Below are 15,191 nucleotides of genomic sequence, written 5' to 3'. Positions count from 1 at the left end.
TGCCGCCGACGAAAACTATTCGCCGATCCGTGGGTTTTGTCACAGCCCGTCGCCCACCCGCACGTTCCTGCCGCTGTCCGGGCGCTGTCCGGGTGCTGTCCCGTGCGCTCCGTAGACGATTCCGCCACGGTTCGGGGTCAGCGCTGCAGCCGGGCCGCCTTCAGCATCGCCTGCACGAGCGACTCCTGGAGCCACGTGATGAAGTTGTACACCAGCGCGAGGTAGGACTCGACGTCGTCGACGTCCTTGGAGTCCGCGACGTCGTGGAGCCGTTCGGCGTCCTCCTCCGTCTCGATGCTGAGCCGATCGGCCAGGACCAGCCGGACGTCGTTGAGGGCCTGCGCCAGGAGGCGCGCCTGCTCGTCAGTGAGCGCGATCGGGTTCGACTCGATCGCGAGGGCGCTGCTGCGCAGGGCACCGATCTTCTGCTCCCGCAGCGACCGCTCGGTCAGGCGACGGAAGGCGAGCGCCTCGTCGTCGTCCCCGCGGACGGCGTCGGGCAGGAGGCGGCGGACCGCCGAGTCGTCGGGGGCCGTGGACTCGGCATCGACACCGGACATGCCCACGAGGGCGGCCAGCGGATCGTCGCTGGGACCCGTCTCGGGTTCGAGCATGGAGATGACGTCGTCGAGCAGGGCTCCGAGGAGGCGCGCCTCACCCGGTTCCAGCGCTCCGGTGATACCGCGGCGCGTCGATTTGAACGGTTTCGCCATCGGGCCTACTCGCTTCCGCTCTTCTCGAAGGTGGCCCACAGTCCGTAGGAGTGCAGGGCGACGGTGTCCTGCTCCACCTTCTCGCGGCTGCCGGAGACGACGGCGGAACGGCCCTGCTCGTGGACCTCGAGCATCAGGGTGCGCGCCTTGGCCTCGCTGTAGCCGAAGTACGTCTGGAAGACGTAGCTCACGTAGCTCATGAGGTTCACGGGGTCGTTCCAGACCACCACGACCCAGGGCTGGTCGAGGTCGGTCTTCTCGGCCGTCCGCGTCTCTTCCAGGGTGTCGGTGCCGGTTGCAAAGCCTACGGTCATCCCCTCAGTCTAGGTCGCTCCGCCCCGACCCGTTGCCCGGGTACTCGCACCCCGGGCACACCGCTATCGTTTTGAGGGTGACCAACGCCCTGACCACCGATCCGTCCGACGCTGCCGGTGCGGTGCCTCCCGCCGTGAACATGCCCAACAGCGCGCTCTTCACCGACCAGTACGAGCTCACGATGCTGCAGGCCTCGCTGCACTCGGGGGCCGCCCACCGCCGGTCGGTGTTCGAGGCCTTCGCACGCCGCCTGCCGGCGGGCCGGCGCTACGGCGTCGTCGCGGGGACCGGACGCCTGCTGGAGGCCCTCGAGACCTTCCGGTTCGACGACGCGCAGCTCGCGTTCCTCGGCGACCACGGGATCGTCGACGACACCACCCTCGCCTTCCTGGCCGGTTTCCGGTTCACCGGCTCCATCTCGGGGTACGCGGAGGGTGAGGCGTACTTCCCGAACTCGCCGATCCTGACGGTGGAGTCCACGTTCGCCGAGGCCTGCATCCTCGAGACGCTCGTCCTCTCGATCCTCAACCACGACAGCGCGATCGCCTCCGCCGCATCGCGGATGACGGGCGCGGCCGCCGGACGCCCCTGCATCGAGATGGGGTCGCGCCGCACGCACGAGGAAGCCGCCGTCGCCGCCGCCCGCGCCGCGATCATCGGCGGTTTCGCGAGCACGTCCAACCTGGAGGCGGGCCGCCGGTACGGCCTCCCGACCGTCGGCACGGCCGCCCACTCGTTCACACTCCTGCACGATTCCGAGCGTGCCGCGTTCGAGGCGCAGGTCGCCGCGCTCGGCCGGGGCACCTCGCTCCTCGTGGACACGTACGACGTCGAACAGGGCGTCCGCACGGCCGTGGAGGTGGCGGGCCCGGAGCTCGGCGCCGTCCGCCTGGACTCCGGCGACCTCGTCGCCCAGGCCCGCTGGGTGCGGCAGCTCCTGGATGACCTCGGGAACCACACCACCAAGATCCTGGTGACCTCGGACCTGGACGAGTTCGCCATCGGGCTCCTCGCCTCGGCCCCTGTCGATTCCTACGGCGTCGGCACGTCCCTCGTCACGGGCTCCGGGGCGCCGACCGCGGGCATGGTCTACAAGCTCGTGAGCCGGCAGGACGACGAGGGCACCTTCATCTCCGTGGCGAAGGCGGCGAAGAACAAGGCATCGGTGGGCGGGCTGAAGCAGGCACTGCGCAGGCTCGACGAGCACGGGATCGCCCAGACCGAGGTCGTCGGCATCGGGATCAGCCCGGCCAACGACGGCGACGACCGCCCGCTCGTGCAGCAGTTCGTGAAGGACGGCGTCGTCCTGCCCGGCTGGACCGGGCCGGAGGCCGTCCACCGGGCGGCCGAGCGCCACACCCGATCCGTCGCCGAGCTGCCGGGGGCCGTCCGGCGCCTGCAGCGCGGCGAACCCGTCATCCCCACCGAGTACGAGGAGGCAGCATCATGACGCGCGCATTGATCGTCGTGGACGTGCAGAACGACTTCTGCGAGGGCGGTTCGCTCGCCGTGCAGGGCGGCGCCCAGGTCGCGGCCGACATCAGCGACCACATCGACGGGCAGGCCGGCTCCTACGACTACATCGTCGCGACGCAGGACTGGCACATCGACCCGGGGGCGCACTTCTCCGACGAGCCCGACTTCACCGACTCGTGGCCGGTGCACTGTGTCGCCGACACGAGGGGGGCGGAGTTCCACCGCGACCTCGACACGGAGAGCATCGACGCGGTGTTCCGCAAGGGCCAGTTCGAGGCCGCCTACTCGGGCTTCGAGGGCGTCAAGGCGCCCGATGACGAAGTCCCGACCGGGGACCAGAAGCTCGGCGGGGCCACCGAGAGCGACGAGGACCCCATGACCCTCGATGACTGGCTGCAGGACCACGACGTCGACGAGGTCGTGATCGCGGGCCTCACGACGGACTACTGCGTGCGCGCGACGGCCCTGGATGCGCTCCAGGCCGGGTACTCCGTCACGGTGAGGGCTGACCTCGTCCGCGGCGTGCACGAGGACAAATCTGAGGAGGCCCTGGAGGAGCTGGAGGCGGCCGGCGTCGAGCTGACCCGCTAGAGCTCCCGGATGCACGAAGGCCGGGCTGGTGATCCAGCCCGGCCTTCGTCCGTGTGGTCCTACTTCTTGCCGATGAACCAGTCCTGCAGCTTCTGCAGGCGGCGCTGGAGCTGGTCCTCGTTGGCCTGCGCCACGGCGGGCCCGCCGCACTGGCGGCGCAGCTCGGTATGCACCTGGCCGTGCGGCATCCCGGTCCGTGCGGCCCATGCCGACACGTTCTTGGCGAGCTGGCCGCGCAGCTCGGTGAGCTGGCGATGGTCCACCACGAGCGGTTCGGCGGGCGCTGCCGCGTGGCGCGTCTTGCGGCGTGACTGCTGCTCCTGCTGGCGCTGGCGCAGCACCTGGCCCACCTGGTCGGCGTCGAGCAGTCCGGGGATGCCGAGGAAGTCGAGTTCCTCCTCGCTGCCCATCTCGCCGCCGGTCCCGAATTCGCCGCCGTCGAACAGGACGCGGTCGAAGGACGCCTGCGATTCGAGGGCCTCGAACTTCTGCTTCGTGAGGGAGTCCGACGCCTTGTCCTCGCGGTTCGCGGCCTCCATGAGCGCGTCCTCGAGGCCGAATCCCTCGTCGTCCTTCTCGGGACGGTCGAGGGCGTGGTCGCGTTCGAGTTCGAGCTGGTTCGCGAGCGCCATGAGGTTCGGCACCGAGGGCAGGAAGATGGACGCCGTCTCGCCGCGGCGTCGGGCTCGCACATACCGGCCGACGGCCTGCGCGAAGAAGAGTGGGGTCGCGGTCGAGGTGGCGTAGACGCCGACGGCCAGGCGCGGGACGTCGACCCCCTCGGACACCATGCGCACAGCGACCATCCAGCGCTTGTCGCCCGCGGAGAAGTCCTCGATCTTCGAGGACGCCTTCGCGTCGTCGGACAGGATCACGGTCGGGGACTCCCCCGTGATCCGCTTGAGCTGTCCGGCGTAGGCGCGGGCGTCGTCGTGGTCCGTCGCGATGACGAGTCCGCCGGCGTCGTGCACGGTGCGCCGCACCTCGGTGAGCCGCTTGTCGGCGGCGGCGAGGACCGACGGGATCCACTCGCCGGCCGGGTTGAGCGCCGTCCGCCACGCCTGGGCGGTGATGTCCTTGGTCACCGACGCCTCGCCGAGCGACGCCGCCATCTCCTCGCCGCCACTGGTCCGCCAGCGCATCTGGCCCGAGTACGCCATGAACATGACGGGCCGGACCACGTGGTCGCGGAGGGCCTGACCGTAGCCGTAGGTGTAGTCGGCGCGCGAGCGGCGGATGCCGTCGCGGTCCTCGGTGTACTCGACGAACGGGATCGCCGCGGTGTCCGAGCGGAAGGGCGTCCCGGTCAGCGCGAGGCGCCGTGCCGCCGGTTCGAAGGCCTCACGGATGCCGTCGCCCCAGGAGAGTGCGTCGCCGCCGTGGTGGATCTCGTCGAGGATCACGAGGGTGCGGGCGGCCTCCGTCTTCGCGCGGTGCAGCATGGGCTTGCTGGCGACCTGCGCATAGGTCACGGCGACGCCGATGAAGGCACCGCCATGACGGCCGTCCGCGTTCTTGAAGTTGGGGTCGATCGCGAGGCCGACCTTCGCGGCGGCATCGGCCCACTGGCGCTTGAGGTGGTCGGTCGGGGCGACGATCGTGACCCGGTTGACCACGCCGCGATCGACGAGCTCGGTCGCCACCCGCAGGGCGAAGGTGGTCTTGCCCGCGCCCGGGGTGGCCACTGCGAGGAAATCGGTCGGCGATGCGAGGAAATACTTCTCCAGCGCCTCGCTCTGCCACTGGCGCAGCTTGGGGGCCGTACCCCAGGCCGCGCGCTCCGGATATGCGGGGGGCAGGGCTGCGCCGGCACCGAACAGGGTGTCATTACTCACGCCGGGACAGTACCTTCCATTGACTTTCTGGGGGCGAGACCGGGACCGTCATCGGATGACCTGGCCCCTCTCAGACCCGAAACTATACCCGCTGCCGTGAACACCCACAGAGCCAGCCAGATCGCAACGAAGGTCGGCACGTGCCCCGGGTCCGCGGGGTCGTGCAGCAGCGCGAAGAGGGCACCGGCCCCGGCTGTCCCTGCGACGCCGCCGAGCTGGTCGGAGATCTGCAACGCGGCCGAATTGCGCCCCTGCTCGGCGGGCGCCGAGAGCTTCAGCACCAGCACGGAGGTGCTGGAGAGCGTCATCCCCATGGCGAAGCCCGACAGTCCCCACACCACGGCCAGCACCCACAACGGGGCTTCCACGGCCGTCGCGAGGGCGAAGCCGCCGAGCGACAGCGAGAGGATGGAGGACCCGGCGACGAGCAGCCACCGGCGATTGAACGTCACCCGCGCCTGGACGTAGGAGCCGGCGCTCCAGCCGAGCGCACCGGCGCTCAGCGTGAGCCCGGCGGTTCCCGGATCGATGTCCCTCGAATTCACGAGCATCAGGGGGATGAACGCCTCCGTCCCGAAGAAGGCGATGTTCACGATGCCGCGTGTCGCGATGATGCTCGGCAGCCCCCGGGCGAGGACGAGGGTGCCCCTGGGCAGGAGCGGGGGCAGGACGAGGAGGGCGACGACGACGCCCGCGACGGACAGGACCACGAGGCCCGCCACGGTCGCCGCATCGGGGTCCTGCGTGTCCGCGAGCCGTACGACGCCCCACTGGGCGGCGAAGACGCCCCCGGCCAGGGCGACGCCGCGCAGCACCCGGCTCTTCGCGGGGCCCGTCTCGGTCGCCTCCATAGGACCGAGCTTCCTCGTCTTCGGCCACACGATCACGACGGCGGCGAGCACCACCGGGGCGACGCCGAGGAACACCCAGCGCCACCCGAAGTTCTCCGTGACGAATCCCGCGACCACGGGACCGATCAGCGCAGGCAGCACCCATGCGGCGGCGAGCCAGCCGAACACGACCGGCTGCGCCTTCTGGGGGAAGGATCGTCCGATGACGACGTACACCGCCACGATCATGAAGCCCCCGCCGAGACCGGACACCGCGCGGCCCACCGTGACCAGCCAGAAGTCCGGAGCCGCTCCCGCTGCGAGGAGTCCGAGGATCATCAGGCCCAGCCCGACGGCGAGGGCGGGCCGGGGGCCCTTGCGGTCGCACCATGAGCCGGCGACGACGGTACCGAGCAACGACGCCGTCAGGTACATCGAGAAGGCGAGGCCGTAGCTGGACTCGCCGGAGAGCTCACGGGCAACGGACGGCATCGCGGTGATGACGGCCATCGCCTCGAAGGCCGCGCAGGTGATGATGGCGAGGATGCCGATGGTGAGGGGGCGCAGCTCGGGCGACATCACTCCTGCCGTCCTGTTCCCTGCCGTCTTGGCGGTCTTGCTCATGTCACCTTGTTCTCGTGGCGTGGTCCCCTCGTGGAGGCCGGGCGCGGTCGGCTGTAGCACTCACCCACTCCGGTCGGGGCACTCGTCCGAGCCGGACGCGTCGCCGCAATGCCTCCTCGACGCGCACCGAGGGCGGTCGGGAGCGGCGCGCGTCGCGTGCGGCGCCGGGCGGTCGTCAGTCCTCGGGCTTGTCCTTGCCCGGGCGGAGGCCGTTGTAGATCTCCTTGCACTCGGGGCAGACCGGGAACTTCTCCGGATCCCGGCCCGGGGTCCACACCTTGCCGCAGAGTGCGATCACGGGCTCGCCGGTGAAGGCGGACTCCATGATCTTCTCCTTGCGGACGTAGTGCGCGAAGCGCTCTGCGTCCCCGGGCTCCACCTCCTGACGGAGTTCCTCACGTTCGATGGTCGCCGTGGAGCCGCCTGCACCGGCGTCGAGGGGGTCGTTGGCGAAGGGATCTGCGGGCATAGTCATGGGCCCAGTCTATCGCCCGACCGCACCCGCCCTGCAGGGTCGACGGCGGTAATCGCCCATGACTCCTCCCTTGAAATCGCCCCGCTTCCGCCCGATGAACTGTTTCCTGTCGGGTGGCCGGGAGGTGATCCTGGCGGCCTCATAGTGTCGGTGGTGGGCGGGATCATCGGTGCATGAGGACGACCGCGGAGTATCGGGCCGAATGCGAGCGGATCGACGCCCGCATCCTGTCCCTCGCCGCGGACAAAGCCCGCATCGACGCGGACCTCGCGACCGCCACCGAGGAACTCCACCAACTCCTCGAAGACGAATTCTTCGACTACCAGTCCGGCGGGCGAACCCATCAGCAATCCCATGGGCAACCCGGTGGGCAACCCGGCGGACAATCCTCTGAGAAACCCGTCAGGCGGCGCCGTACGAACCTCGCCGACACCACGACCGCGACCGAACTGGCCTGCCTGCTGCGCATCCCCGAACGCACCGCCCACCGCCTCGTCCAGCACTCCGCGGTCCTGGTCAACCACCACCCCCGCACCCACGCGGCCCTGCACGCCGGAACGATCTCCTGGGCCCACGCGACCACCCTGCTCCACGAATACACCGGCCTGCCCGCGACCACCGCGGCCCTCCTCGAAGACCAGCTCCTGCCCCTGGCCGCCGAGACCACCACCAGCCGCCTCGCCCGCAAAGCCCGGACCCTGCGCACCCGACTGCACCCCGAGACCCTCCACCAACGCGCCGCGACCGCCACCACCCGCCGCCGCGTCGACCTCGAACCCGACCACGACGCGATGGCCTGGCTGCACGTCCACCTGCCCGCCACCGACGCCACCGCCATCGACACCCGCCTCACCAGCACCGCCCGTTCTCTACAGACCCCCACCGAGACCCGCACCCTGACCCAACTGCGCACCGACATCCTCACCGACCTCCTCCTCACCGACCCACCCCCCTGCACCCCCTGCACCGGGTGCACCGGGTGCACCGGATCGGGGACGGCGGGCGGGTCGGAGAGTGCGTCGAATGGTGGGGTGGGGCCCCGGATCCGGGCGCACGTCAATGTCACCGTGCCCGTGCTGACCCTCCTCGGCGTCGACGACGCCCCCGCCGACCTCGAAGGCTACGGACCGATCCCCGCCGACATCGCCCGCCGCCTCGCCGCCCACGCCCCCTCCTTCACCCGCATCCTCACCCACCCCGAAACCGGGGCCGTACTCAGCGTCGGCCGCACCACCTACACCGTCCCGGCCGACCTCAAACACTGGCTCCGCGTCCGCGACCAAACCTGCCGCCACCCCGGCTGCACCATCCCCGCCTCCCGCTGCGACCTCGACCACACCGTGCCCTGGTCCCACCACGGACCCACCAACGCCACCAACCTCGCCTCCCTCTGCCGCAAACACCACCACCTCAAAACCCAAGGCATCTGGCACTACACCCAAACCCACGACACCCAGAACCAACACACACCCGACACACCCGGCAGCCCCACCGGAACACCCACCGGCTACAACACCCCCGGCACCCTCACCGCCACCTCACCCACCGGCCGCACCTACACCACCGAACCCGACCAACCCCCCTTCTGACCCGCGCAGACCCAGCGATGGGACAAGCACTGCACCGTCGATAACTCCGAGCCCAACGCTCGCAGGAAGCAACCGCCAGGGATCTGCGGGTGCGAGATGGCGGGCACCCGAGGATGCAGGCCGAAGGAGAACACCAGGCGGCCGGCCGATGGTGGCGGCCATGGACCCCCTGGAATGTCCTGACCGGGCCACTGATCAGAAACTGACGGTAGCGACCTGGCCGTAACGAGCTGGCCGTAACGAGCTGACGGTGACGAAGGAGGTCAGCAGACTGGCGGTCGGCGGTCAGCGCGTGGGTGGTTCGCAGCCGATACCGGTCGGGTTCTCCAAACAGTCCTGACTTACCTGGTGGGACTGGGTCCGCCAGATACTCATGAGATGCGGCGCAGACACGACCGCCGCTTCTCCCGCGACCGGCTGGAACGGACCACCATCGACCGAATAGTCCCCGGCGAAGAACGTGGTCACTGTGACCTGGAAGTCCCCGGTTCGAGCGTACTGATGGCTCGTCGCTGTGGGCGTGTTGAAAGCGTTCTCGATGATGGGGCCACCGGGCGTGGAGGTCGTCGTGCTGAAGCCGTCACCGTAGTCCCATCGGTAGGACACCGGCCGGGCTTTGAGAACAATCGACGCGTCCTGGAAGTCGAACGCGAATTCCTGCTCCTGGGCCTCCGCATAGATGTTCGAGTGGGCGTTCCGTAGCCCGAAATTCGAGGGCTGCGACAGGATCGTCGCCGCAAGGACGGGCTGTTTCTGGAACTCTTCGAGCGTGATCACGATCGGTAGCTCCTCGGGAATCACCCCGCCCTCGATCGGCGGCTCAGGCGGCTGACCTGGGTACATGCACGAGGAGCGGCCCGTGGGTGTCCGCGTCGGAGGCTGCACCTTGGTGTCCACGGCGATCCAGTTCACCAGGATCCCGTCCTCCTGTGCTGCACATTGAGCATTCATCCGCGGACAGGTGGCAGGGTTCAAGGCTTCTTCAGCACCGGCCGTACATGCACGCTCATACGTGTACTCAATACCGTCATCTGCTGGCAATGCGGCTGGCTCCGCGGCAACACGCGACGATTTCGACCCACTGGATGACCCAGACGCCCCAAGCGATCGGGATTTCTGCGATTGCGACAAATTAGCAGCTCCGAACTCGTTGTTCTCAGCGAACGCGGATGGCCGTTCGCTCTCCGCGAAGGAAGGAGACACAGAAGTCATACAAAGGAGAACCAAGAACAAAGTGGGGACTATCGTCCTGAGAGACCTCATTAGGTTCCCTCGGGTTTCCCGAAGTCAAGCAGGAGCCACCCAGTTTCTTGATACACAGCATAAATAGTATTCAACGATGCCTCCGGCGCTTTCTCTAGTAACCCGCGGCCGTGCTTGTCGTAGTACATAAGGTCTGACTGCTGGTAATCCACAAACCCTTGAATTGAGCCCGATGTGTTCACTCGAAAATCGACACTGAAGTCGAGCAATTCGAATTCTCCTCCTCGAATCCAACCGCCATCGGAGTAGGAACCTCGCACGACCTCACGCGTTTGTTCACACGTCCTACAGCCGGGGTCGGTCACAGCATTAAACGGTGCCCAGTCGTTCGTCTCGTAACCGTAGGAGAACAGCTCAAACCAGTACTCCGTAAATGCCTCGAGCCCTTCAGCCGAGTTCTCGTCCGCCAGCGCGGGCTTCACCGGCACGGGGATGTTCGCTGCCGGCCCGGCCGAGGAAGCCGGTGAGGGCTCAGGAGTGGCTGACGCTGTCGGCACCGCGGAAGCAGACGACGATGCGGAGGAGGAGGACGGCGGCGGCTCAGGGCCCGGTTCCGTCGTCGGATCCGGATCGCTCTGGCACCCCGTCAGCAGTACCAGCGCCACAACCGCGCCGGCTAACCCCGGCACCACCGTTCGACGACGACCGCGTCGACCACGACTAATTGCCCGCACAAGGAACACGCAACTCCCCCATCACAGTCGTCCAGCGACCCGGAATGCGCCTCAGCATAGTCCCAAGCGCTCATCCGCTACAGGGTTATGCACACCCTGAATGCCGCGGGACTCGACGGATGTTCGGAGCTCCTCCGCCGCGCCTGCCGTTTGGCGGGAGTCCGCCGGCTCGGGAAACCGCCACTCGGCGCACTCCCGAGGATGCCTTAGTAAGTCAGCGGTTGGCGGAGACGGCCAGAAGCAGCTCCGGCGCCCGGCGGTCGTACCACCGCCCGCCCGTCCTGATGCCGACCACCAGCAGCACTCCGCCGAGGACGCACCCCATCAGGAGGGTCAGCCAGCCGTACAGCGCCTGCCCTGTCACGAAGTAGGCGACCGTCAGGACGATCTCGGGCAGCGCCAGAAGCAGCATGACGAACCACCCGATGAACTGGACGGCGAACATCGTGAAGTTCGTGCCCGGCGGCGTCTTGAAGGCGCTCTCCCCGGGCAGCGGGACGTTGTAGGTGTATCGCGCCGACACGATGCTCGACAGCCCGGCGCCGGTCAGCAGCAGGCCGATCGACAGTCCCAGCATCACGGGCAGATCCTCGGTGCGGCCGGTGAGGAGCAACGGCCCTACCGTGAACACCAGGGTGATCGGCAACGCGAAGACCAGCAGCGCGGCAGCACGACCGAGGCGGTCGTCGCGGCCACTCACGCCGGTGGAGACGTGGAGGCTGAAGGCGGTGTTGTCGTAGGAGATGTCGGCCGAGATGGACCAGGCGAGGAGGAACGCGGTGAGGGGTCCGAGGAACGCGAAAGCCGTGCCCGATCCTCCTCCGGAGAAGTACAGCAGCACCGCGACGAACGGGATCACCACGAGGGACGCGGAATACCGCGGGTCGCGGAGCCAGTAGGTCAGCGCCCTCGCGGCGATGGCCCCGGCAGGAGTCGCAGGGAACCGGGCGAACCAGCCGAGGTTCCCACCGGCGCGCTTGGACACCGCGTTGTAGGGGGGTGTAACCAGGGCATGGGTGAGGCTGCGGCTCCACAGCACGAGGAACAGCACCAGCGTCGCCGCGCCGATCAGGAACTTCAGGAGGGCCGCCCCGGGTTCGCCCGCGGCGACGTCGGCCGGCGCGGCCCAGAGGGCACCGAGCGGAGTCCAGGCGAGGACGTCCGCGAGGGACCGCGCGAAACCGGGCGAGCTCTGGAATCCGGCGGTCACTCCCCCGATGATCGGGCCGAGGAAGATCAGGGGGATGAACGCCACGATGCCGTTCACGTCCTTGAAGCGGCGTGATCCTGTCATGGAGGACACCGCGGTGGTCACGAGACGGGAGGCGACTACGCACAACAGCACGGCGAGCAGACCGCAGACGAGGGCCGTCAGGGCGGCCGCCGGATAGCGGATCCAGGTGATCGCCTGCGTCAGCGAGGCGATGAGCGTCACCACGCCCGGGATGCCCAGGACGCCGCCCAGGACCAGCCCGGCGAGCAGCTGGCGCATGGGGATCGCGAAGGTCACGAACCGCGCGGGGTCGAGCGTCATGTCGATGCCGGTCGCCGCGATGGGGATGATGATCCAGCCGAGCACGGTCGCCGAACCGCCGATCACGAGGATGGTCCGGATCAGCTCGACCTCCGCCGTGCCGAGCAGCACGAGACCGACCACGAGCACGCCCAGGAGACCCAGCCCGTAGAGCCCGCCGAGGATCACACCGATGAGCTGGCCCGTGCTCCGCCTGAGCGAGTTGCGCAGCAGGAGGAGCTTGAGCCTCAGGAGGTCCGCAACCACGACAGTCCTTCCGACGTGCTGCGGCCGCCGACGAGCTCGACGAAGCGGTCCTCCAGTGTGGCGTCCCCGCGGACCTCGTCGACGGTGCCCGCCGCGAGGACGGTCCCTGCCGCGATGACAGCGACGTGGTCGCACATGCGCTGCACGAGGTCCATCACGTGGCTGGACACGATGACCGACCCGCCGGAGCGCACATAGCCTGCCAGGATGTCGCGGATGTTCGCGGCCGAGACCGGATCGACGGACTCGAACGGCTCGTCGAGGACCAGCAGTCTCGGTGCGTGGATCAGGGCGGACGCGAGGGCGATCTTCTTCGTCATGCCCGCGGAGTAGTCCACCACGAGCGTGCCGGCGTCGTTGGTCAGGTCGAGGGCGCGCAGCAGGTCCCCCGTACGCTCCATCACCGTCTCGCGGTCCATGCCACGCAGCAGTCCCGCGTAGGTGACGAGCTGCTCGCCGGTGAGCCGGTCGAACAGCCGGACGCCGTCGGGCAGGATACCCATCAGCTTCTTCGCCTCGAGCGGCTGTCCCCACACGTCCACGCCGTGCACCGTGACCGACCCGAAGTCCGGGCGCAGCAGGCCCGTGGCCATGGAGAGCGTGGTGGTCTTGCCGGCCCCGTTCGGCCCGACGAGCCCGTAGAAGGAGCCGGGCGGCACGTCGAGGCTGATGCCGTTGACGGCGATCTTCTCCCCGAAGCGCTTGGCGAGACCACGGATGCTGAGGGCGGCCGTACCGGTCCTGGCCTGCGGATTGTTCTCATCGGTCGGCGATGGCACGAGGGAACTCATGCTGTCACGCTAGCAACGCGCGCTCGCGCCGCTCGTCATCCCAAAGGACGAGAAGGAGGGCCCGTCAGAAGCCGCCGGCGCGCTCGTACTGGGGCGCCGGCACCAGGTCGTGGCCGAGCTCGTGCGCGGCCCGCATCCACCAGTGCGGATCCCGCAGGGCCGCCCGGGCGATGAGGACGACGTCGGCCCGCTCCGCGCGGATGAGGTCGTCGGCCTGCCGCGGATCACTGATGAGGCCGACGGCGCCCGTCGGGACGCCGGAGGACCGCACCTCCTCGGCGAGGGCCACCTGGTAGCCCGGTCCCACCGGGATCGACGCGGCGGGAACCGCTCCGCCGGACGACACGTCCACGAAATCGACGCCTTCCTCGGCGGCACGCTTGGCGAGCCGCGCCGACACGGCGCCGTCGAGCCCGCCCTCGGTCCAGTCGGAGGCGGAGATGCGCAGCAGCAGCGGCATGGTCTCCGGGATGACCCGGCGGACCTCACGGATCACCTCGAGCGTCAGGCGGAACCGGGCCTCCTCGGAACCGCCCCAGCCGTCGGTGCGGGTGTTGACCAGCGGCGAGAGGAACTGGTGCAGCAGGTACCCGTGGGCGCCGTGGATCTCGACGGTGTCGAAGCCGGCGTCCACGGCGAGGGCTGCGGCCGCCCCGAAGTCGCGGATGACCTTCTCGATGTCCTCCTCGGTCATGGCCCGGGGGGCGGCGTATCGCCCGAAGGCCTCGCAGGTGGGCCCGACGGCCTCCCAGCCACCCTCCGACGCGGGGACCGAGTCGCGCTTGCCGCTGAAGGGCCAGTAGGTGGACGCCTTGCGCCCGGCATGGGCGAGCTGCACGGCGGTCTTCGTGCCGACGGCGCTGTGTTCGTGGATGAAGTCGTTGATGCGGCGCCAGGCGGCGGCCTGCTCCTGCGTGTAGATACCGGCGTCGCGCGGGCTGATCATGCCCTCATGGCTCACGGCCGCCGCCTCCGTGATGATCAGCGCCGCACCCCCGGTGGCGAACTGGCCGAGGTGCACGAGGTGCCAGTCGGTGGGCACCCCGGGAGCTCCGACGGGGTCGCACGAGTACTGGCACATGGCGGCCACCCAGCCCCGGTGCGGCAGGTCCAGGCCACGGAGCGTGAAGGGATCGAACAGGCCGGGCGTACCGGCGGGAGCTGCTGCGGGAGTCATGCCATCCTCTGGTGGTCGAACGGATCGGAGCCGGAAGCGGTGACGGGACGGCGACCGGTGCCCTGCTAGAACAGGGCGCGTGCGAGCGCCCCGCGGGCCTTGGTCACGCGCGGATCGGTGACACCGACGACGTCGAACAGTTCCAGCAGGCGCTTGCGCGCGGTCTCCCTGTCCTCGCCGGAGGTCCGCCCGATGAAGGCAACGACGCGGTTGAAGGCGTCCTCGACGTGTCCCCCCGTGAGATCGAGGTCGGCCACGGCGAGCTGGGCCTCGACGGCGTCGGGCTCGTCGGCGCCGCGCTGCCGCACTGCCGTGGCGTCGGCGTCCTGCACACGCTGCATGAGTTCCACCTGCGCGAGCCCGGCCTTCGCGTCCGCGTCGGCCGGTTGCTCGGCCAGCGCGCGGCGGTAGGCCGAGGCGGCGGTGGCGTAGTCCCCGGCCTCGATGGCGTCGAAGGCCTCCTGGTGCAGGGGCGGCAGCTGCGGCTCCGCGGGGGCGGCGGGGCCCGGCTCCGAGCCATCGTTGAGTGTCCCCGTCACGCCGTTGGCCTCGGCGACCTTCAGGAGCTCGTCCAGGTACGCGCGGATCTGCGGCTCGGGCAGGGCACCCTCGAACAGCGGCACCGGCTGGCCCTTGACCACGGCGACGACGGTCGGCGCACCCTGGGCCTGGAAGGCCAGGGCGATCTGCGGCTGGGCCTCGAGGTCCACGTTGGCGAGCAGGATCCGCCCGTCTGACTCCACCGCGACTGCTTCGAGGACGGCGGTCACCTGGGTGGACTGCTCGCTCCAGGTGGCGCGGAGGTTCACGATGACGGGCACCTGGGAGGAGAGCTGCACGAGTTGCGGGAACGTCTGCTCCGTGACCTCGACGATGTAGGGGCTCTGTCCTGCCGGGGGCTGGCGTGCCGCGGCCGGACGGGCTGCCGCGTCGGCGCGTGCCTTGAGCGCGGACAGGTCCACCGCTCCCCGCAGGTTCATGCTCGACGGCGGTATCCCGCCCCGCTGTGCTGGTGTCGACAATGCTCTGCCTTTCTCTGGCTGCCTGGAGTGGACGCT

At 69.3% G+C, this 15,191-nt stretch carries 14 protein-coding genes; 3 read left to right on the top strand and 11 right to left on the bottom strand.

What is annotated here, in order from left to right; all coding sequences use genetic code 11:
• Positions 1-137: 137 nt before the first annotated feature.
• Positions 138-713, bottom strand: coding sequence for a DUF2017 domain-containing protein (locus ACX80K_RS00275; protein ID WP_459269899.1), 576 nt, complete (start codon positions 711-713; stop codon positions 138-140).
• Between the two features lie 5 nt (positions 714-718).
• The gene (clpS, locus tag ACX80K_RS00270) at positions 719-1,027 is read right to left on the bottom strand and encodes an ATP-dependent Clp protease adapter ClpS (RefSeq protein ID WP_459269898.1); all 309 of its coding nucleotides are present in this window, start codon (positions 1,025-1,027) and stop codon (positions 719-721) included.
• A 140-nt stretch (positions 1,028-1,167) separates the two neighbouring features.
• Here clpS and ACX80K_RS00265 point away from each other — a divergent pair, with 140 nt between their 5' ends.
• Entirely contained in the window at positions 1,168-2,478 is a 1,311-nt protein-coding gene (locus ACX80K_RS00265) for a nicotinate phosphoribosyltransferase (RefSeq protein WP_459270652.1), read from the top strand.
• Entirely contained in the window at positions 2,475-3,095 is a 621-nt protein-coding gene (locus ACX80K_RS00260; RefSeq protein WP_459269897.1) for an isochorismatase family protein, read from the top strand. Before ACX80K_RS00265 ends, ACX80K_RS00260 begins: the two co-directional genes overlap by 4 nt.
• Before the next feature lie 59 nt (positions 3,096-3,154).
• On the opposite strand, the gene ACX80K_RS00255 is transcribed toward ACX80K_RS00260, so the two are convergent.
• The 3 genes from ACX80K_RS00255 to ACX80K_RS00245 form a co-directional block, all read right to left on the bottom strand.
• A complete protein-coding gene (locus tag ACX80K_RS00255) occupies positions 3,155-4,930 on the bottom strand; it encodes a DEAD/DEAH box helicase (RefSeq protein ID WP_459269896.1) in 1,776 nt (591 codons plus the stop codon).
• Complete coding sequence (locus ACX80K_RS00250; protein ID WP_459269895.1) at positions 4,927-6,384, bottom strand: MFS transporter; 1,458 nt, start codon at positions 6,382-6,384, stop codon at positions 4,927-4,929. The genes ACX80K_RS00255 and ACX80K_RS00250 overlap by 4 nt, the downstream gene beginning before the upstream one ends.
• Before the next feature lie 175 nt (positions 6,385-6,559).
• Positions 6,560-6,859: a DUF3039 domain-containing protein gene (locus tag ACX80K_RS00245; protein WP_459269894.1), complete on the bottom strand. Its 300-nt coding sequence runs from the start codon at positions 6,857-6,859 to the stop codon at positions 6,560-6,562.
• A 173-nt stretch (positions 6,860-7,032) separates the two neighbouring features.
• On the opposite strand from ACX80K_RS00245, the gene ACX80K_RS00240 reads away from it, so the two are divergent.
• Complete coding sequence (locus ACX80K_RS00240; protein WP_459269893.1) at positions 7,033-8,448, top strand: HNH endonuclease; 1,416 nt, start codon at positions 7,033-7,035, stop codon at positions 8,446-8,448.
• Positions 8,449-8,733: 285 nt separating this feature from the next.
• Here the strand turns inward: ACX80K_RS00240 and ACX80K_RS00235 are convergent, their stop codons facing one another.
• The 6 genes from ACX80K_RS00235 to ACX80K_RS00210 all read right to left on the bottom strand — a co-directional run bounded on the left by ACX80K_RS00235 (position 8,734) and on the right by ACX80K_RS00210 (position 15,155).
• Entirely contained in the window at positions 8,734-9,360 is a 627-nt protein-coding gene (locus ACX80K_RS00235; protein ID WP_459269892.1) for a PKD domain-containing protein, read from the bottom strand.
• Between the two features lie 350 nt (positions 9,361-9,710).
• Positions 9,711-10,316, bottom strand: coding sequence for a DUF6318 family protein (locus tag ACX80K_RS00230; RefSeq protein ID WP_459269891.1), 606 nt, complete (start codon positions 10,314-10,316; stop codon positions 9,711-9,713).
• Between the two features lie 283 nt (positions 10,317-10,599).
• On the bottom strand, positions 10,600-12,165 hold the full coding sequence (locus ACX80K_RS00225; RefSeq protein WP_459269890.1) for a transporter: 1,566 nt from the start codon (positions 12,163-12,165) through the stop codon (positions 10,600-10,602).
• Complete coding sequence (locus ACX80K_RS00220; protein WP_459269889.1) at positions 12,147-12,956, bottom strand: ABC transporter ATP-binding protein; 810 nt, start codon at positions 12,954-12,956, stop codon at positions 12,147-12,149. The genes ACX80K_RS00225 and ACX80K_RS00220 overlap by 19 nt, the downstream gene beginning before the upstream one ends.
• A 64-nt stretch (positions 12,957-13,020) precedes the next feature.
• Entirely contained in the window at positions 13,021-14,133 is a 1,113-nt protein-coding gene (locus tag ACX80K_RS00215) for an NADH:flavin oxidoreductase/NADH oxidase (protein ID WP_459269888.1), read from the bottom strand.
• A 65-nt stretch (positions 14,134-14,198) separates the two neighbouring features.
• Entirely contained in the window at positions 14,199-15,155 is a 957-nt protein-coding gene (locus ACX80K_RS00210; protein ID WP_459269887.1) for a co-chaperone YbbN, read from the bottom strand.
• Positions 15,156-15,191: the final 36 nt, after the last annotated feature.

The sequence above is a fragment of the Arthrobacter sorbitolis genome, from assembly GCF_054510995.1.
The sequence above is the reverse complement of the archived record's forward strand: the minus strand, read 5'-3'. Positions and strand labels throughout refer to the sequence as shown.

Coding starts and splice junctions, on each gene's coding strand:
- ACX80K_RS00275 (WP_459269899.1), bottom strand. CDS start 713: ATGGCGAAACCGTTCAAATCGACGCGCCGCGGTATCACCGGAGCGCTG.
- clpS (WP_459269898.1), bottom strand. CDS start 1,027: ATGACCGTAGGCTTTGCAACCGGCACCGACACCCTGGAAGAGACGCGG.
- ACX80K_RS00265 (WP_459270652.1), top strand. CDS start 1,168: ATGCCCAACAGCGCGCTCTTCACCGACCAGTACGAGCTCACGATGCTG.
- ACX80K_RS00260 (WP_459269897.1), top strand. CDS start 2,475: ATGACGCGCGCATTGATCGTCGTGGACGTGCAGAACGACTTCTGCGAG.
- ACX80K_RS00250 (WP_459269895.1), bottom strand. CDS start 6,384: ATGAGCAAGACCGCCAAGACGGCAGGGAACAGGACGGCAGGAGTGATG.
- ACX80K_RS00245 (WP_459269894.1), bottom strand. CDS start 6,859: ATGACTATGCCCGCAGATCCCTTCGCCAACGACCCCCTCGACGCCGGT.
- ACX80K_RS00240 (WP_459269893.1), top strand. CDS start 7,033: ATGAGGACGACCGCGGAGTATCGGGCCGAATGCGAGCGGATCGACGCC.
- ACX80K_RS00220 (WP_459269889.1), bottom strand. CDS start 12,956: ATGAGTTCCCTCGTGCCATCGCCGACCGATGAGAACAATCCGCAGGCC.
- ACX80K_RS00215 (WP_459269888.1), bottom strand. CDS start 14,133: ATGACTCCCGCAGCAGCTCCCGCCGGTACGCCCGGCCTGTTCGATCCC.